This window comes from Gammaproteobacteria bacterium, assembly GCA_009838035.1.
In the GTDB taxonomy this organism is placed as follows: domain Bacteria; phylum Pseudomonadota; class Gammaproteobacteria; order Steroidobacterales; family Foliamicaceae; genus Foliamicus.
In genome coordinates this window covers 556,215-573,971 of the sequence record VXSK01000002.1, presented here as the reverse complement: position 1 = coordinate 573,971, position 17,757 = coordinate 556,215, and the positions used below count along the sequence as shown (strand labels likewise).

Annotated in this window: 15 protein-coding genes and 1 tRNA gene; 5 read left to right on the top strand and 11 right to left on the bottom strand. The window is 54.5% G+C overall.

Annotated features, from left to right (window positions below; all coding sequences use genetic code 11):
- Window positions 1–272: 272 nt before the first annotated feature.
- The 4 genes from F4Y72_02570 (at window position 273) to F4Y72_02555 (ending at window position 1,568) form a co-directional block, all read left to right on the top strand.
- Window positions 273–881 (top strand): hypothetical protein, encoded by a 609-nt coding sequence (locus F4Y72_02570; GenBank protein MXZ27170.1) that lies wholly within the window; start codon window positions 273–275, stop codon window positions 879–881.
- Window positions 882–905: 24 nt separating this feature from the next.
- Window positions 906–1,169, top strand: a complete 264-nt coding sequence (locus F4Y72_02565; protein ID MXZ27169.1) for a hypothetical protein — start codon at window positions 906–908, stop codon at window positions 1,167–1,169.
- 2 nt (window positions 1,170–1,171) lie between these two features.
- The gene (locus F4Y72_02560) at window positions 1,172–1,435 is read left to right on the top strand and encodes a hypothetical protein (protein MXZ27168.1); all 264 of its coding nucleotides are present in this window, start codon (window positions 1,172–1,174) and stop codon (window positions 1,433–1,435) included.
- Window positions 1,436–1,494: 59 nt separating this feature from the next.
- Window positions 1,495–1,568 (top strand) — tRNA-OTHER (locus tag F4Y72_02555).
- A gap of 99 nt (window positions 1,569–1,667) precedes the next feature.
- Here F4Y72_02555 and F4Y72_02550 read toward each other — a convergent pair.
- From F4Y72_02550 to F4Y72_02510, 9 genes are all read right to left on the bottom strand, one after another.
- Window positions 1,668–3,317: a toll/interleukin-1 receptor domain-containing protein gene (locus F4Y72_02550; GenBank protein ID MXZ27167.1), complete on the bottom strand. Its 1,650-nt coding sequence runs from the start codon at window positions 3,315–3,317 to the stop codon at window positions 1,668–1,670.
- A 614-nt stretch (window positions 3,318–3,931) separates the two neighbouring features.
- Complete coding sequence (locus F4Y72_02545) at window positions 3,932–4,822, bottom strand: hypothetical protein (protein MXZ27166.1); 891 nt, start codon at window positions 4,820–4,822, stop codon at window positions 3,932–3,934.
- Complete coding sequence (locus tag F4Y72_02540; protein MXZ27165.1) at window positions 4,815–6,566, bottom strand: hypothetical protein; 1,752 nt, start codon at window positions 6,564–6,566, stop codon at window positions 4,815–4,817. The genes F4Y72_02545 and F4Y72_02540 overlap by 8 nt, the downstream gene beginning before the upstream one ends.
- A gap of 2 nt (window positions 6,567–6,568) precedes the next feature.
- Entirely contained in the window at window positions 6,569–7,510 is a 942-nt protein-coding gene (locus tag F4Y72_02535; GenBank protein ID MXZ27164.1) for a hypothetical protein, read from the bottom strand.
- 102 nt (window positions 7,511–7,612) lie between these two features.
- Window positions 7,613–8,659, bottom strand: a complete 1,047-nt coding sequence (locus F4Y72_02530) for a DNA cytosine methyltransferase (protein MXZ27163.1) — start codon at window positions 8,657–8,659, stop codon at window positions 7,613–7,615.
- Between the two features lie 1,264 nt (window positions 8,660–9,923).
- Entirely contained in the window at window positions 9,924–10,991 is a 1,068-nt protein-coding gene (locus tag F4Y72_02525) for a DUF262 domain-containing protein (protein MXZ27162.1), read from the bottom strand.
- A 369-nt stretch (window positions 10,992–11,360) separates the two neighbouring features.
- The gene (locus F4Y72_02520; GenBank protein ID MXZ27161.1) at window positions 11,361–14,468 is read right to left on the bottom strand and encodes a M20/M25/M40 family metallo-hydrolase; all 3,108 of its coding nucleotides are present in this window, start codon (window positions 14,466–14,468) and stop codon (window positions 11,361–11,363) included.
- 405 nt (window positions 14,469–14,873) lie between these two features.
- Window positions 14,874–15,311, bottom strand: a complete 438-nt coding sequence (locus F4Y72_02515; protein MXZ27160.1) for a DUF4065 domain-containing protein — start codon at window positions 15,309–15,311, stop codon at window positions 14,874–14,876.
- 93 nt (window positions 15,312–15,404) lie between these two features.
- Window positions 15,405–16,685 (bottom strand): PDZ domain-containing protein, encoded by a 1,281-nt coding sequence (locus F4Y72_02510; GenBank protein MXZ27159.1) that lies wholly within the window; start codon window positions 16,683–16,685, stop codon window positions 15,405–15,407.
- Between the two features lie 44 nt (window positions 16,686–16,729).
- Here F4Y72_02510 and F4Y72_02505 point away from each other — a divergent pair, with 44 nt between their 5' ends.
- Complete coding sequence (locus F4Y72_02505) at window positions 16,730–17,101, top strand: DUF4870 domain-containing protein (protein ID MXZ27158.1); 372 nt, start codon at window positions 16,730–16,732, stop codon at window positions 17,099–17,101.
- A 50-nt stretch (window positions 17,102–17,151) separates the two neighbouring features.
- On the opposite strand, the gene F4Y72_02500 is transcribed toward F4Y72_02505, so the two are convergent.
- Both F4Y72_02500 and F4Y72_02495 read right to left on the bottom strand, forming a co-directional pair.
- The gene (locus F4Y72_02500; protein MXZ27157.1) at window positions 17,152–17,439 is read right to left on the bottom strand and encodes a HigA family addiction module antidote protein; all 288 of its coding nucleotides are present in this window, start codon (window positions 17,437–17,439) and stop codon (window positions 17,152–17,154) included.
- 10 nt (window positions 17,440–17,449) lie between these two features.
- Window positions 17,450–17,728, bottom strand: a complete 279-nt coding sequence (locus F4Y72_02495) for a peptidase (protein ID MXZ27156.1) — start codon at window positions 17,726–17,728, stop codon at window positions 17,450–17,452.
- Between the last annotated feature and the right edge of the window lie 29 nt (window positions 17,729–17,757).

Here is a 17,757-nt window from a genome sequence, read left to right as displayed (position 1 = left end):
TCGAATCAAATACAAGGATTTGGTGTCAGGAGTGGACGGTCGGTCGAATCGAACCAATCTTTCTTGACGAAAACGCCCTAAAGCGATATAACCCGAAGTGCGGCATCAGAGAGAATCCGTTAAGTCGGGTTACCTGCTGAATACAACAGCCCATAGCCCGACTGAGGTAGCTCCTCAAAGTCCTGGCGAATAGGCAGGAACGTCATTTCTCTTTGATGTCGCAATGGCCCGACACCTTGTACGGGTTTTGCGAAACGAAAGAGGAATGGATTATGAAATTACTGCGATATCTGGCGCTGCTCGGAATCATTATTTCGGCGACCACGACAGGACAGGAATTAAGTGAGTATATGGAGGATTGCGAGGATCTCGGTCGGTCAACGAAGAAATATATGGCGTGTCTCGATCTAGTGGCCAATGATCCGACGTGGATCGAGACAAACTTAGCGGATTGGAAAGTGAAATTCGTTAGACGACACGAGGAGGAAGCTGGACTCAGGGAGGAAGCTAGGCTCAGGGAGAAAGCTATACGCAAACGCAAGGAGGAAGCTAGTTGGTATGCCTCGCAAGTAGTCCAATCACGGGAATCCTACGAAAGATCCCACCTCGCGTTTGCTCTATTAGTAAACGACGGAGGAGCAGGTCATTGGGCAGCCGACGTAAGAGCCAATACTTGGTGGGTGGGCACCCTTATGGTGAGTAATTTTGAGGAATGGGAAAAGGCGGTCAATGAGGAAAGGGATTTCAGAGAATCGGCGGGGCTGGATAACTCGCAATACGACCGAAACACTCGGAATTTGGAGAATGCTAAACGGGCCTATCCGAGGTTGATGGAGAAAGCCCGAGATCAGGCGGAGGAGGCAGGATACGATGCGCCTTAGGCGCGTGTAGAAAAGGAGATAGTTATGAATAAATTACAGACCAACGAAAACACCGCCGTTACTGGCGGCGAGAATGATCCCGAAATCATAATCAAGGAAGCAATCGAGGTCCGAGTCAATGCGCTGGAAAGTATTACCAAAGTCCATAAGGATATGTTGGACGCGGCATTATTCGACCTGGACTCGGATGAATGTATCGAACTGATTCAACAACTGCTGGGGCAATTGAGGGATTATCGGAAATACGTGCTTGAACTGTACGATGGGTATTTGAGGATAGGAGACTAAATATGAGTAAGGAATCTTTGCCGACAGCACCTTCAAAGTTGCTCGCGGACGAATTAGAAAGATTGGAAAAGGAATCAGGAAAAATAATGGAAGCGGAAAGAATATATGCCGAGGAACAGGAACAAATGAATGAAGAAAATAGGGAACTTGAGGCAGTTTCGGCCGAACTTAAGGGAATCAAGGATCCTGGACTCGAGGAACTTTTTAAGACGGCAATAAAGTTGCTGAGGGAAATATCGGATAGGTTGAAGAAATTAGGGCATTAGGGGATTGTTTGGGAATTTGTGTAGTTAGGTGGATCTTAGGACAGAGGTAGAATGAAAATGCCCCTGTAGCTCAAAGGATAGAGCGCCTGAATGACTTACACGGAGGTTATGGGTTCGAATCCCATCAGGGGCGCTTTCAGTATAATTTCAATTGACCGATAGGGCAGGTGTTTTTGGAGGTTTTCCTATCTCCGTGTTTTGGCCTGTTCTATCGGTCACTTTGTTATTTAGGTCATTTTGTGTAGTTAGGTGGGTAAGCCCCGAAAATTAAGGCCAAGCGATTAGATGGAAGATAGCTCTTCTCAATCATTTCGCCGATAACTTCTGCAAACTCTTTTGCGTTCCGTGCTAGGAACTTACCCAAGAAGAAGTAATACATGTAGGGATTCCGGAATCTGTAATCGTTCCTGTCGGTGACGATTCCATAGTCTGGATGCAAGATTCGCTGCAACATTGAAGTCTTAATCGGCAAAAAGGTTTTGCCGTAGTCAGTCTTGAAATTCTCGAATGTCTCTTTGTCTATCGCGTGCAATGACGGACTTTCAGTAAATAGCTTGAATGCCAATTGCTCCGCAAAATTAAAACAGGGATTGATTTCGTCATCAGTTCTTGCAATACCCGACTTTACTAGATGGGCGATAATCAGTATGTAGTAGCAATGCCCGTACGAACTAATTGCGAGATCACTAGGCATGAACCCTTCATAAGTTTGCAGGATTGACAATACGTAGAATGGATACCTTGGGAGAATTTTGTTGTTGATGATGATTTCATTGACTCGATTCTCAACACTATCGATATAGCCGTGCGTCGCCGAATCAGGTTGACCAGTTAATTCAATCCTCCTTCTTATCAGCTTCTCCTGCGCAACATGTGTAAGCGGGAGAATCTTGACCACTTGGAACTTCGCGAGATGTTCGTCATCTCTGTAAAACGCATCGAATATATCTGTCTGCACAGCAACAATTACACAATCAAAATGTTCCATAGCGACGTCAACATGACTTCTTGTATCACTTGAGAGATTGTCAAGAATAATCACTTTGTCCCTTTGCTTCTTCCACATGGAATAGTCGCCATTGGATTGGCCTTGGTAGGCCTCTTCAAATACCTGCTCTCGTGCTGTCTTTGCTCTCACACTTTCGAGGTCCAGATAAAGAGCCGGGACTTTCTGGTCAATAAACCGGAGAAATAAGTAACGACACAGCGCGGTCTTGCCACTCAATCTTTCTCCATGTAGCAGCAAATAGTCATGCTCTAAAAGCGCGTCTTCACTAGGTATTATTGCTTCTATCGGGTCTTCCTGAATGGCGTCAGAGTACGACCCCAGAACGGGGAACACAAAAAAATCCTGCAGGCTGATTTGATTTTGTGACAGGAAATCTGTGTTTTCCATTTTTTCCCTAAATTGCTCCTTTATTGTGAATGTCGTCCTTATCTCCTCGATCAGTGCTCTCAAACCCACATAGATTTCTTGCCACGCTTCGTCCGGATTGCGATAGGAACAGATAGGATTGCCGTCGTTCGGAAGAGCCTTTAGTTCGGCCATTTCTCCCATATCTCTCCATGCGCAATGTGACAGAATAATCGGCACGCGTTCCACGGAAGGAAGTTCCCCCGCTAGTTCCCATTCTTCCCGGCAGGCCTCTGATGCGATGAAGTCTTGACTTACGAGGAAGGCTACGATGTTGGATTCTTGAATTGCCTTTTTGGTTGCCGCCGAAATGCGCTGCCCAGGGGGAATTTTCTTGTCGCTCCAATCGCTAAGAACCCCTTCCTGTTTGAGCCGAGCCAGAGCCTTCTCCATCTCTACTTGATGTGCATCGTCCTTGTGGCTATAGCTATAGAACAGTCGAACTTGGAATGTACCGGAACGGCTCATAGTATTTCCTTTGCGCCCTCACTAGGCGCCTGAAGCTAGTAGCACTGCCTGCGTCTTTGCTCTTAAGAGTCTGATTGACATCCTCAAGGTCTGTGTCATCGGAATCTGACGACCAAATGATCTCTCCATGTGGCTGGAACTCCGAATTAGAATCCGTGTCCGTCAAAATTCCCAAGCACGACGCGGTATTCGACCACAAGGTATCCCACCTTGCAATGGCATTGGTTCCTGGACTGATTTCGCTTGGAAACAAGTCTGGAACGGGCATTGATTTAAGCAAAGAGCCTTCTTCGCACTAGATCCTGTCTAGCGTTCGCAACTCTTGCCCGGCCAATAATAGTGCGTCTTGCTGCTCAAGGATCGCGTTCAGATCGAGACAAGGATAGAAAGCGACGTTCGGTAGTCTGCAAACGGCATCTTGGTCGAAGAAGAGTTGCCGATTGCCGCCGGAGATTGTGAAGGTCCTCGAATCGGCTACTAAAGGCGTTCCGGCAGCAAGTCGCGCGGTTGTCCGGTTTCGGCAGAAACCGAAGGGGAGCATACTCACGCAAAAGGGTTAGATCAGAGAGATATTGCGGCTCAAATGGGGCTGTGGAGAATAAACTGCGCTAAAGTTATCCCGACGCAATAATACCTTCGAAACAAGCACCAATTCCATTGGAATACTGGTCATTGAACTCACGTGCCGGCGCATAGGCCAGACCCATTTCCGGCTTTTTCCTCTGTATGCGATAGAGGGAGACTGCAGATAGTTTCGGCCCTAGCGAGCCCAGGATGATATTGTGCTCTTCCTCTAACCCCCGCAGTTGCTCCAAAATACGATCAAGACCGTGATCTTCGGCAAACGCGTCCATTCGAAAAACCGAACGGCCTCTTGTGACTTTAAATTCCCTCTCGTATTGCTCCATGATGTTTGCGTTGTCATCGAATTGTGAATCTTCCTGCAATCCAATCAAAAGCGTGGCTGGTTCAAAGAAGCGGACTAGCTGCCGTACACGTTGGACATCGTAGCCCACTGCCAAGACTAGGGCCGTTTGCCGTCCGGATAGAGCTATCCCGGACAGTTTTTGGACTAACCGTGGGCGTCCGAAGTTTCGGCTAAGCCATTCTTGCGAGTAACTCTTCGGGCTATGGTATCGATACTTTAGTGGAGTGGACTTACCTTCACAAAGCCAGAAGATGTGCCAGATAACCTCCCTAGGCATTGTCGAAATATCAACGATGATCGGTGTATCCGAGTCTAGCCCGCCTATGATCGAGTTCATCGCTTCTAGGTTCTTGGAGGGCGAATCTGGACTCAATTCGACTTCACGATACCCGACACCTCTCTTGCTGCACAGGGCTCTGACGGTAGAGCGCGCGTCCTCGGTTCGTGGCGCATAATTGTTGAAATAAAAGACAAGCGCTTCGCTGCAGGGGAACGCATCCAAGTCATCGATCAGACCTCTAGCAAATCGGTCTTCCCAGCTCGCAAATGCGACTAGCATGTGGTCTGAATTACTCATCCGCTAATAGATCCGCTTGTCGAGTGCCTGCTCCGGCCTCTTTACCGCTAAGCCATCTCGGAACAGGCAACTTGCCGCTCTGAGCAGCCGCCCACAGCTCATCCGAAGGCAGCGACACTCGTGCGTGCTGGCCGTGCGGGTCCAACCCCCGAATTGGCCACAATATGCGGTTTGGAACATAGTATTCTTCCCTGCGTCCTTCGTCCTTGGAGGGGCCGGACCGTACATAAAGCATCTGGGCGGCCTGGAGAATTCTAAGGAGTGGCGCTAAGCGCTGCATTGCATCGCTGTCCCGTTTCGATATCGTAAATGAGGTTGCATTTGGCTCGGAGCCTGGCCCCAATAGCCGCTGACGCAAATGGACTGCCAGAGCATCAAACAACTGATACGCTTGTGTGCCTTGCTCGTTTGAGCAGTCCTCTATGTCGCTAGGCAATTGCTCCTTAAGCCTGCGCCAAGCTTGCTCACTTTTTTCCAGAATAACCTGCCTTTGAATGGAAGGATCAATTACCGTAACAAGTACATCTGACTCTTCGGAATTCGCTGTAGATCGGGCTTGTTCATACATCCAGTAACACGGTTCCAACAGATTGCGTACCACACCGGTAGAAATGTACACGAGCGTTTCAAAGCCAGAATACGCTGGGCGGTTTGCCTTTGGATCCCTCTCTCGGAAATAGTGGGCCCTAGCGTATTTATAGACGTAGTCTGTAATCGCTTTCTTTTTCTCTGCTCCGTACTTTTCCACCGCGATTTCTTCTACCTTAGCCTCGGCGCGTGCAAGGTCGTTTCGCATTTGCTCGTGGACTGGGAAAAACTGCTGTGGCGAGGCTTCTATACCAATTTTTCTAAGGCGGCGGGTGATGATTTGCTCTGCTAACTTGTAGAAGCCTGTGCGCGGATTATGCAACGGCCGTTCTAGGTCAATTCTTGTGTAGTCGTGACCCTCTAGGATTGATCCTCCCGGGTCAGGTCGACCTGCGTTCAGCGCCACTTGTGTGGTTGCAATCTTGAAGCTGAAGAGTGAGTGATCTCGGAACGCCACCCACGAGTTGAGAGCACGCCGCTGGTACTTGTTGAGGGCATGTGCATCATCAATGAGCAGACTGTAGTGTGATTCCTTGAGTGCAGGTATGTTGCGACTGAATAGGCCTAACAGAGGCATCACAAGGGATGCAAATGAGAAAGTGTCTTCATGATATTCGCCAAGTTCCCTAGAAAGGGCAGTTCGTTGCGTATCACGAATCTGACCTTCCAAGAACAATCGGATTGAATCAAAGAACGGTGTCTCTGTAGATAGATCTGTAGCCAATATTGTCGATGCTTCGGATCGGAGGCGAGCTTGGTCAACGTCCGCCAGTGCACTTGGATAATCAGACAGCGTCGTGACAATTGCGTGCGCGATGGAGAGCACGAATAGATGCTCGGATAAAATCCCGGCTAAGAACTTGCCAAGTAACTCAAACTCCGGCTTGTAAGTCAGCGGGGTATTGCATGGCACATAGATGCCAATAACTTCAGAAGAAGATTGCTTATCCTTTCTTGTTGCGATGAGCTTTTGAATACGGGAACTGTTATAGAGAAGCGCCATTGTCTTGCCGCTGCCACGCTCGCCAACCAAGAAGACGTTTCTTCGAGATTGAAGGAATCGAGAGTAGTTGAAGTCGTCAACAAAAAAGTCCGCAACCATTTCGGCGCTCAGATTGTTGGCAGCTTCGAATTGGAAAGGATTGTTGCGAGTCATTGTTATTCTTCCGCTTTAGTCTCTTGGCATTCCCGGATCAGGCCAGGAACAAGGGTGGAAGGTGACAACTCTGGGTATTTGACGTCTAAGGGCTTTGCTTCGGTGCCGGGCACTGTGAAGTCATGAAGACGTAGTGCGGGAAGATCCACATCCATGACCTGTTCTCCACAGTGGAAATTGAACGATACATCCGTTGCCTTGAAAGGCTCAAGAAGCGGGGCATAGTAGGTAGCGTAACGGCGCTCTTGATCGAGTTTTCTGATCCGCCCCAAGGTGTATTCCATCAGCTCTATCAACCACTCCTCTTGGTCGCGGCCTTCTGGCGATTGGTCCACGCGTATCTCATAAGCAAGAACTATGCGCTCGTGGTGGCGGTCTATTAGCGCGTGTGTAATTGAAGCGTATTCGTGGTGTACTCGTGACGAGGACTCGTAATGATCGGTTTGCCGCCGATAATCAGATGTTCGATGCGGACCCTCCGCAAGCTCGTCCGCAAAGCGCAGGATTGCAGCGATTTCACGGAACCGAATCCGTTCGCCCTCGAACGGTTCTTCCCTTGAAAGTTCTCTAAGTGTATCGCGCGACCCGTCGCTAGCATACCCCGTGTGCGCGTTACAGGCCCGCGTTACTAACGTCTTTTCCCTTCTCGTTGAGGCTTCTGTGCCGCGTGCAGCATCAAAGATGCCTCCAATATTCTGTTCGTGACCCTCCCGCCCGGTGATGTTGCCCGTATCGTGGAACAGGATACACATGCCGAGGCAATACATCTCTAGTGCAGAAAGGCCGTCGGTTCCCGTCGTGCGATCTGGAAGGAGCTTTAGTGCATTCCGCTGTACGTCTCGGATGTGGCGCGGACCATGATCGGTTAGGTTTGGTTCGCTTGCTCGAATCTCCTCGTAGACGTGCCTGAGCAGATAATTTCTAGCGTCCCTATAGTTAGTCATCAGCTCATCGTGTCGGGTCGGATGCTCCCCGTGTAGAAGTTCGCACATTCGGGCCTCAAAGGGAGAATCTGGCATTGTGGCTACACTCTGCTTATTGACTTATTAGGAACAATTGCCTAGTTGCCGGAAAACGGCCTTACCTAGTAACGGCGGGACTGCGTTTGCAACTTGCTGTTGCTGGAAGCCTATGCTTCCCGTAAAAAAGTAGGAATCAGCGAACGATTGAAGGCGTGCGGCTTCTCGAACAGAAAGGCCGCGATTGGCTGATGGGTGTACAAGCATATTCTTGCGATAATTTCCAATCACAATCGAAGGATGACCCCACGAAAGGCGGTGATAAATGCCGTCGTGGCAGCGGGCTCGGTCAGAGTAGTTTGACATGAGGTGCTCCGGAATGCACCGCCAGTTGCCGCCCGGAGGGATAAAGGAATAGCGCTCTACGACATAGTCGGCGTTCTTGGTAACGTAGTTGTTAGTGCAAGTTTCGCAATCACCCCGGAGGAGACGCGAGTAATCTGACTTGGGTTTCGTGCCGTAGCGGGTTTGCGGAATGGCGGCTCCGTTCGGGAGGTCGGGCAGATCGCTGATGGCATCCGCGACGGTTGTGGGGCGGTCAGTCGTGGGTTTGGGAAACAACTGCCCATCAGCGCGCGAACCCACGATAAAGAGGCGGGAGCGCCGTTGCGGCACGCTGAAGTCTGTCGCATTCAGTACCGCATGTTCGACACGATATCCTAGTCTCTCAAGTTCGCGCACTACGGCAGAAAAAAAGAAGCCCCTTTCCGTTTCAATGAAACCCTTTACATTCTCAAACACCACGAATGACGGATTTACGGAACGGACGTGGCGAAGAAAATCGATATACAGCAGATTGTGAGGGTTCTCAGCGTTTCTGGTTCGCTGATTGGATGTTGAAAAGCCTTGGCAAGGGGGGCCACCAAATATGACTGTCGGCTGCGTCGAACTTATTGGCGGAAGATCTGGCAGGGACCGAATGTCCTGCTGCAATACTTTGACGCCAGGATGATTTGTGCGATAGGTTGCGACAGCGTGCTGGTCGGATTCCACGGCGACTGCGATTCTGATCCCCGCTGCCACCGCGCCGGCCGAAAGCCCACCTGCGCCACAAAACAGATCGATACCGATCATTCTTCGCAGTTAGCGTGGGGTGCGGGCGGTATATGTATCAGGGCTACGCTACGTGCGCGGCAGCAGCATCTAGTGGCCCGTATATAGGCGCCCGAATTGCAGAAATCCAGGTCACATGCAATCGCAACAACGCCATGAATTTCTCCCCCTTCACGCGTACGGAAGGTGGAGACTAACACAGCAGACTCGTTGCAAAGAATATTGCGGGGAATGGAAGGTTCTGCTGCTGCGTTAGGTCATCCTCACGCAAGAAACCAATTGTCCGTATGTGCATGTTTTTCGCCCGCACTTCTCCTGACTAATCTTGCTACGTAGTTCCCGAAAATACTCGGCTCGCGCGCCCGAATCCGCGGCAGTTTTTCTCCATTTGCGCCACGCTTAAGACTTAGGCGAAGACTTTTCCGCCAAGCACGCGGCTGATAGAGCGGCCATGTCGCGCTGACTTAGGGCTTTCAGGCCTGCCAGTTCGTGGGTGGCGCAGAAGTTGTCAGGGGTTGATGGCCACGATAGCGGTGGCTTCAGAGACATTTCGGAGGTCGGCCCCGTTGAATTGGAAATCGATGTGGTCGGGGGCATTGCGTGGATGCCTTGCTGCTGCCTTCATTGGCACGGTTAGATCAGGCTGGACTTCGGCCAAGGTGATGAGTGCGGAAAAAGCTCTGTGCTCAGAGTTGCGAATAAATCTTCGAAAGCGCTGCTACCTTTCTGAATATTTGGCGTATTGCTTGCGCGCGCCGCGGATACTTTCGCGACAGCAACAATAGTCCTGCGCTATCAGGCACAGGAGACCCAGTGCGCAAGTATTTCTGTCCTGCTTTGTCGAATCCGCTACGCGCCTCACTACTGTCATGAGCAATGAAATTGCGGATTCTTTGGAGATCCACTAGTGTCGAATACACGGGAGAGATTACGTCACTGATTGGGAATCCATTTTGGAAGACAAGTTCCGCTAGTTTCTTAGTCGTCTCAGGCTTGCCCCAATTCAAGAAGCGATTGCCTGCCTTGAGAATGCGCTCCGTTGTACTCCAATCGGCACACTTTAGCTTAGAAATTATCCTCTGACCATTGCGTGTTTGTGTTGTTGCGCAACTGTGTAGGAAGAGAGCGCGGGCAAATCGTTCGTATCCTCGGTAAACGCGAAACGCAACGGCTTCGGCAACAAAAATGTCCTCTCTTGTAGCTCTTTGGGCGTCAACCTTTGCTAACGCCTTGATTCTTGCTTCCAAGAAGAGGTTACTTTCGTCGAAGAGCTTTTGCTCCTCCCTTATGCCCAAGGGAACTCCTCAATTACGCTTAGCATGTAGTCAACACGAACTATTCGAGAAGCTGTATCCGTAGTCGCCAGTGTGGAAGCTCGAATGAATGGCTTCAAGTCATCTGGAGCCAACGTCCGCTTCGGTTGGGGGCTGTAGCTCTGGTAATCACTACTAATCCCATTAAGGATGGATTTAATTTTTTCGTGGTTCGAGAGAAATTCGGACCGCAACTTGGTCGAAGGCAAATTTGCAATGGGTGATTGGATATGACCAATACATGTAACCAGGGAGTAATACATGTGTTTGCTCGACCAGCATGTGTCGCGGATTTCATCCTGTGGATAAATTAGTGCCGCCTTGTTCACGGCAGCTCGGAATCTCTCGACAGCATGAGGTATGTTCCCCTCGGTGTCCTCATACTCTCGATACACGCGCTCGATAGCCTTTGTCGATTGAATTTGGTTGAGAAAGGCAGCAAGAAGGTCAGAGGCCAACTCCGCTTCACCCATGCGATTAATCTGATTCTGATTCAATATTCCGGCTGCTCGCCAGAACTCAACAAATTCATAGCCAAGTTCGAATGCCGCGGTTTTGAAAAACCCGCTGTACTGAGCGTTTCGGAGTTCTTGAGAGTTAAGCTTGACTGTGTAACGATTGATGCGCGCAAAGATATCTAGAAGCTCGCTTATCGGAGCATCATTCAAGACATCACAGCCAATCTCGTACTGAAGAAACTCGTCCCGTTCGTCTTTGTGCAATTCAGAGAATACCTTTCCAGCATTTTTCTTGCTATGCGCGCGCGAAATCTTGATTCCATCGGAAAGAAACTCAAAGATCGCGCGTAGGCGCTGCTGCCCGTCTACGACAACTCGTATCGTTCTTTCCTCTGCAAATGTCTGCATCAATATGATCTTTGGGATTGGCTTTCCCTTAATGACCGTATCGACCAGAAACGATTTGGCAGCATTTGACCAAACTGATCTGCGTTGAAAATCTGGAGAAAGTTCTAGCTTCCCCTGTGAGTGCCATTCACGAAAATCAGCTATGGAATATGCCCGTACATCAAACGCTCTCATGCAGCTACTCCGAGCAATAGTTGATAGGAAGGAATGAGAGCATACTTTATTCGTGATACGAAGTTCTCGGTGCGAGAGACATCAAGACCATAGCTACTTCCATTTGGACTTGGCGATCTTGGTTAATCCGCATTCGAGAATTGTGTGCAGTGCTCATGTTTAATCGGACGGCCTAAACTGGGTCATTTGTAGTCCAATAACTCTATTCTCATGCTAGGTAATAGGCTGTTCCGATGGACTTCTTGCAGCACTGAATCGACACGGGCAAGGACGTGACAGACACGGTGCCGCTCTCCGACGTGCGTTTCTGGGCGGTCATTTGGGACGAGTTCACGGATCCGGTGAAGCGTGCGGCGACAGCAGGCATCTTCAGCGTGGCGCCAGCGTAACCGGGACGCTGATCGTTTGTGCGTCGCGCAGTGCCGTCACGGTGACGGCGTCGCCCGGCGCCAGGGTCTTGAGGAAATCGGAAAAGGCGCCGAGGCCGGTCACTGGATCGCCGTTCATTTCCAGCAGTACGTCGCCGGCCTGGATTCCGGCCAGTTCGGCTGGGGAGCCGGGCACTACCGATTCCACCCGCACGCCGTCGGCGTTGTGGGCGAAGTCCGGGACGGTGCCGAATTGCACGCGTCGCTGTCCTTCGGTGTCGGCCGGCTGGTTGCCGGGGGGCGCGGCTGTAGCGCTGCCTGCAAGGACCATGGGCTCCTCGCGACCGATCAGGTAGCCGGTCGCTTCCTTGACGAAGGTCGCGACCTTGACCATGCCGGCGGCGTTGACCTTGTCCGGCGTGTCGCTGGGGCGGTGATAGTCGAGATGGGCGCCGGTGAAGATCTGCACTCCCGGCACGCCGCGATCGATGAAGCTCTTCTGGTCCGACGACGCCAGGGCGCCGGCGATGTTCTCGCTGGGGATGCCCGTTACCGCGCTGACGCCGCGGAACACGAACGGCCACTCCATCGCGCTGCTCGTGGCCAGCACCGATATCGGCTGGTCTTCCAGTCGGCCCACGCTGTCGAGATTGATGACGCCCACGATGCCTTCCAGCGGCGCGGGCCGCGGATGCTCCGCGTAGTGGCGCGAGCCCAGCAGTCCCGCTTCCTCGGCGCTGAACGCCACGAACACGAGGTTGCGCTCGGGGGGCGCTCCGGCGGCGAAGTTGTGCGCCAGCTCGATCAGGACCGCCACGCCGCTGGCGTTGTCGTCGGCGCCGGGATGGATTTGCCCGACATCCTGCTGCCGGGCATTGGGCCAGCCGCGTCCGAGGTGGTCGTAGTGGGCGGTGATCAATACGGCCTGGTCTTTGTACGCGGGGTTGATGCCGGGCAGGTAGCCGATGACGTTGTGGACGCGATGCGGTTGGCCGTCTTCGCCTTTGTCGACCGTGAAGCCCTGGAGATAGCTGCCGTCGTCGCCGGCGGCTGCAAGGCTGGCGTCGGCGAATTCGCCGGCGATGTAGGCGGCCGCCTCTTCCAGTTGCGGTGAGCCCAGGCCGCGGCCTTCGAGTTCGGGCGAGGCGAGATAGTCGACGTGCTGTTGCAGCCGTTCTTCGGAGAAGACCGCCGGGAGTTCGGCGAGCGGTTTGCGGGGCGGAGGGGGCGCGGCGGTTGCCGGGCCGGCGGCGCGCTGTTCCGCGCTGCGCAGGTCCACGCGTAGCGGCGAATCGCTGTTGGCCCATTCGCCGCTGGCGATGTTGGTGGGCTCGTCGCCTTCGAAAGCGAGGTAGGAATACTTGCCGTAGTGGGGCAGCTTGCTGGCGATTCCGGGGAACGCGGCCACGGGATCGACGACGATCCAGCCGACCGCCTTGTTGACGTTCGCGGGATGCCGGCGGATTGTCACGGTCGAATGGCCGGCGGGGGGAATTGCCTGGTCCTCGAACTTGAGGCCGGTGTCGGTGACCGTGAGTCCCAGCGCGGGGTCCGACTGGAAAAGGGTTTGCGCGAACCGGTTGTTTCGGCCCAGGACCCAGGCGGCGGCGTCGGCCGGCAGTTCATCGGTATCGATGTCGGCGTCGAACACGATCGTCATGTCCTGCGTTGGACTTCGCCAGCGTTCGACCAGCTCGCGGTACGCGGCGCGGGTGGCTTCGTTCGTGGCTGCCGGCAGGATGGCCACGAGCTTGCGGTCGCCGAGGACCTGGCCGATCGACGGGGCGGTTTCGCGCGCGTCCAGCAGCCGGAACAGGTCGAATTGCGGGTCGACTTCCAGGAGCTGCGGCTGGGAGGCGGTCTGGAACTTGAACTGTGTCGCTTCTCCGGTCACGTTCAGCACCTGGGTCTCGAGTCCGTCGGTGGTGGTCAGGGCGAGCGGAGCCTGCAATGCGAATTTCTCGCCGTCCTGGACCTGGCGCAGCACGCCGGTAACCTCGTAACCGCCGCTGGTGGTCTGCTGGACCTCGACCGCGTCAAGTCGCAGGTCGGCCGCGCCGGGGCGTTCCACCCACTGTTCGAAGAACCGCTGGAGGTCCTGGCCGGTAACCTGTTCCAGTTGCGCGCGGATGTCGCCGAAGCCGGCCTTGGCGCCGCGGTGCTCGCGGTAGAAGCGCGCCAGCGACGTCGTGAACGCTTCGTCGCCGAGCTGCCGGCGCAGCATGTGAAAGCCCATCATCGTCTTGCCGTAGCCGACGGCTTCGGTGGCGGCGCTGTGCCGGGAGCGGAATTCGGTGAGCGGGAAATCGCGGCCGTCACGCACGAAATCGCGGTATTTCTTCAGCGTGTCGCGCCGATACTCCGCGGCCTGGCCTGCCTGCTCCTTCATCAGGTGGTCGGCCATGTAGGCGGTCAGTCCTTCGCACCAGTTGCCGGTGGGGTAATCGACGAACACCGAATTGCCCCACCAGTTGTGCAGGATCTCGTGGGGATAGGAAGAGGTCAGGATGAACGGGAAGCGGATGACCATCGGTCCCAGCAGCGTGAACGACGGCATGCCGTAACCGGTCTCCCAGAAGTTCTCGACCAGTGCGAACTTGCCGTAGGGGTAGGGGCCGATCAGTGAGCGATACATCTCGATGTAGCGGGCGGTGGCGGAGAGGTACCGGTCGGCCAGTGCTTGGTCGGGCTTTCTGAGGTACGCCTGCGCGGCGGTTGCGCCGGCTGCGGCTTCGTAGAGCGTGAGTGGGCCGCCGACCAGGTAGATTTCGTCCACCAGGCCGCCGGAATCCCAGTGCGCCTGTCCGGCTTTGTCCCGAGAAGAGCCGTTGCCCTGGCTGATCAGGTGCCAGCCGTCGGGCGCGGTGGCCGTAAGTTCGAAACGGACCAGCTCATCGCTGAAGTAGGGGTACCAGAGCGTGCCGCCGGCCAGATAAACGCCGTCGCTGTTGACCGTGCCAGCGGTTTCGATGATGCCGCGGGCGTATTCCTCCTGCGGGGACGACAGCGGGAAGTTCACCGTGCCGCCGTAGCTGAGCTTCAGCGTGCTCGAACCCTGGGGCAGCGTGACCCGGTAACGCGCGATCGCATCGAGTTTCCCCAGCACCACGCTGGAGCCGTTGATGCCGGTAAAGCCGCCCTGCTCATAGGGCAGGCGGGAGATTTCGGGGTCGGAGTCGTGGATTTAGAGGGCCGAGGTCAGCAGGAACTCGACCTCGCGTCCCTCGAACTCCAGCGGCAGTTCGACGACTGCGTCTACTTCAAGCTGATGGGTCTCCGGCTCGATGCCCACGTCGAGTTCGTAGCGCGTTGCATTTTCGGCGGCATGCGCCGTCCCCGCCACCAGGAACAGCAGCAGAACCCAACACCAGGCGCCTCCCCGGTCACATTCGCTTAATCTCCACGAGAGCAGCTGACCATGAATCGTCGGCGCCAGCGCCTTGGGGCGCTTTGTCGGCTGGGGCCTATGGGCAAGCTTCGGCCGCTTTCTTTTGCGCCGTACGGGTAAGCGCATCTACAGGGCGGAGTAGTACTCGTGCAGTGATGCATGCGTGATAGGCGCCCGCCCACGCTCGCCGCTGTCAAGCCCGTTCTCCTCGCGTGCATCCCGCCACGGCGCTTCCGTGTGGGTTAAATCACTTAGCCATTGCGATGACTTGTCCCCGTAAAACTGAAGAACGGTATCGACTGTCTCGCGCTGATCTGTATCCAACAGATCGGGGGCTCCGTCGGGAATGCTGGAAACGGAGAATTGTCCGCGATGCGCGTCATAGAGTTCTCGAATCACCGGGCCATTCGCCCACGCCTCTATCGTTTCCTCAAAGAGCGGTTTGTCGTCCCAAACCAGTGACCAGGCCAGTGAGTAATAGACGAGCTTTTGAAGCTTCATGGCCGGCATTGATCCCTGGCTGCTCAGGATGTATGCCGCGACGTCCTCTGCACGTACGCTCATGATTCCATTTTCCTGAAAAGAAGCGGCTTTCAGGCGCTAACCAACTGAATTTGCAGTCTAACACGCCATTTGATTGCCTGGGTGGAAGCACTTTTACTCACCCTGGCGGCGAAAGTGCAGATCCAGCGTATGGACCTCGCCGTCGCGCTCGAACTGCAATACGGCGCTGTCGCCCCAGTCGTAGCCGGCGATCTGCTTGCTGAGCGCGACGCTAGAGTCCAGTTCGCTCTGGTCGAGTTGCAGCAGCACGTCGCCTACGAGGATCCCGGCACGCTGCGCCACCGAGTCGTCGCTGACCTGGATGACGCTGGTTGGGGACGAGCCCACGGCGCCCATCAGCGAGACGCCCAGGCTCGGATAGGCAGGTGCGGTTTCGGGCGGCACGCCCCAGATGAAGTCGGCGTAGGAAGCCCTTACCTCGTGGACCGGTTCGTTGTCGTTGTCGCGTATCGGCACCGGCACCAGCGAACTGATCCGGCCGTCGAAGGCGTGTGCAATTTGCCGTTCGGCGCCCAGGCCGTAGGTGACGTGGCCCGCACCGATCAGCACCACCATGATGGCGTCCTCGCCGCCGTGGCGTTCCAGCGCCATTTGCGCATTCCAGCCCATCGCCGCGTCCCAGGTGCACTGCGCCCGGAACATGCCTTCCCACTGCTCGTCGCTGATGGCCGCGTGCAGCGCGTCGTCTTCCGCGAAATAGGCGCGGAACAACTGCCGGTGCTCGTCGCTGTCCGTGTTCACGGTCTCCGGCATATGCGCGGCCTGCTCGGCGCTCAGGCCCTCGAAGCCCTCCGTGCGCACCGTTCTGACGTGGTCGCGGGGAATGTTCACGCCGAACATCGGGATGCCTTTGTCCCTGGCGAACAGAAAGATGCGCCGGTAGTAGTCCCATCGATAACCCCAGTTCTCGTACCAGTCGGACGATTCGACAAACTCGTCTTCTGTCAGTGAGCTGGCGCTCCATTCGTCCAGGATTGCCTGGCGCGTGTAGGGGTACATTTCCAGCCCGATCATCACCTCGCGCCCGGCGCGGTGCAGTTCTTCCAGGACTTTCGCCTGCACGCGGTGAAAGTCCATGTCGGTGTGGTCCTCACCAATAAAAAGTATGCGCGTATCGGCCAGCCGCTCCACCAGTTCCCGCGGGGTCAGGAGATCACCGGTCCCGGTGTCGGTAATCCCGTCAAGCACCACGGGGGCATGCCGCCCCCTGCGCTCCGGATCCCCAATCTCCAGATCAAACACCCCGGTACCGGCCGCCAGTACGGCAGCAACCGGCACAAACACCGTTGCAAACGCAGCAAACTTCAGAGTCGATCTCATTGTCTGGCGATTGCCGAATCTATTGGTAGTTGTTGGTAGAGGATCAAGTTGCATGGTTAGAATAGGCCTATCGTATACCTGCCACGTATCCCGCGATCATGAACGAGACCCCTGCCGTTGACCCGCCCGCGTCCACGTCCGATGAAAGAACCTGGTCCATCCTGCTTCACATTTCGGCGCTTGCCGGGATGGTCTTTCCGCTTGGTAACGTGCTCGGACCATTTTTGTTCTGGCTCATCAAAAAGCCGGAGTCCGAGTTGATAGATCGCCACGGCAAGGCGGCGCTCAACTTCCAGATCAGTTCGACGATCTACTTTATCGGGATGGGACTTCTCGTGATCATCCTGATCGGTCTCCCGCTCATCATCGCCTACGCGATCTTCTGGTTCATCATGGTGATCGTGGCGACCATTCGCGCCGCGGACGACCAGGATCCGAACTATCTGCTGAGCATCCAGTTTCTCAAGTAGGACGTGCGCCTGATGTTTGCCTGACGGCCCGCAGCATGTTGCCTCCCAATCTATGCGGCAACGATGCGCTCGACGTTGATTTCCTGTTGAAGGTGGCGCGACCGGGAAAGATCAAAGGCCAATTGCATGCCTAGCCATGTTTCGGGTGTAGAGCCGAATGCTTTTGACAGCCGGTAAGCCATTTCGATGGATACGGACGCCTTTTCATTCACCAGATGGGAAAGTGTCTGACGCCCGACACCGAGCCGTCTCGCACCTTCCGAAACGGACAGGGTCAATGGCTTCAAACAGTCTTCTCGCACGATGGCGCCAGGATGCACCGGATTCTTCATTGCCATGTCAAACCTCCTAGTGGTAATCCAGATAGTCCACATCGACTGCGTGTCCGTCCTCAAACCGAAAAGTCACCCGCCAATTGGATGAGACGGAAACGGCATAGTGCCCCTGCATGCGGCCCTTGAGCGGATGCAGCCGAAAGCCGGGAATATCCATCCCGGTGGGGCTGCTGCTCCGGTCCAGCGCCGTAAGAATACGCAGGAGTTTCGCAACGTGTTCCTGCGCCACTCGCGCTGAGCGTCCGTTTTCGTAGAGTTCTTTCAGGCCACGATGCCGAAACGATTGGATCACCGGCAGAGTGTATGGTGTCTATTGACAGT

What these genes read in the sequence shown, in the direction of transcription:
- F4Y72_02510 (MXZ27159.1), bottom strand. Translation starts at nt 16,685, where the DNA reads ATGCAACTTGATCCTCTACCAACAACTACCAATAGATTCGGCAATCGC.
- F4Y72_02530 (MXZ27163.1), bottom strand. Translation starts at nt 8,659, where the DNA reads ATGATCGGTATCGATCTGTTTTGTGGCGCAGGTGGGCTTTCGGCCGGC.
- F4Y72_02535 (MXZ27164.1), bottom strand. Translation starts at nt 7,510, where the DNA reads ATGACTAACTATAGGGACGCTAGAAATTATCTGCTCAGGCACGTCTAC.
- F4Y72_02515 (MXZ27160.1), bottom strand. Translation starts at nt 15,311, where the DNA reads ATGAGCGTACGTGCAGAGGACGTCGCGGCATACATCCTGAGCAGCCAG.
- F4Y72_02540 (MXZ27165.1), bottom strand. Translation starts at nt 6,566, where the DNA reads ATGACTCGCAACAATCCTTTCCAATTCGAAGCTGCCAACAATCTGAGC.
- F4Y72_02525 (MXZ27162.1), bottom strand. Translation starts at nt 10,991, where the DNA reads ATGAGAGCGTTTGATGTACGGGCATATTCCATAGCTGATTTTCGTGAA.
- F4Y72_02560 (MXZ27168.1), top strand. Translation starts at nt 1,172, where the DNA reads ATGAGTAAGGAATCTTTGCCGACAGCACCTTCAAAGTTGCTCGCGGAC.
- F4Y72_02545 (MXZ27166.1), bottom strand. Translation starts at nt 4,822, where the DNA reads ATGAGTAATTCAGACCACATGCTAGTCGCATTTGCGAGCTGGGAAGAC.
- F4Y72_02500 (MXZ27157.1), bottom strand. Translation starts at nt 17,439, where the DNA reads ATGGCAATGAAGAATCCGGTGCATCCTGGCGCCATCGTGCGAGAAGAC.
- F4Y72_02570 (MXZ27170.1), top strand. Translation starts at nt 273, where the DNA reads ATGAAATTACTGCGATATCTGGCGCTGCTCGGAATCATTATTTCGGCG.
- F4Y72_02550 (MXZ27167.1), bottom strand. Translation starts at nt 3,317, where the DNA reads ATGAGCCGTTCCGGTACATTCCAAGTTCGACTGTTCTATAGCTATAGC.
- F4Y72_02505 (MXZ27158.1), top strand. Translation starts at nt 16,730, where the DNA reads ATGAACGAGACCCCTGCCGTTGACCCGCCCGCGTCCACGTCCGATGAA.
- F4Y72_02565 (MXZ27169.1), top strand. Translation starts at nt 906, where the DNA reads ATGAATAAATTACAGACCAACGAAAACACCGCCGTTACTGGCGGCGAG.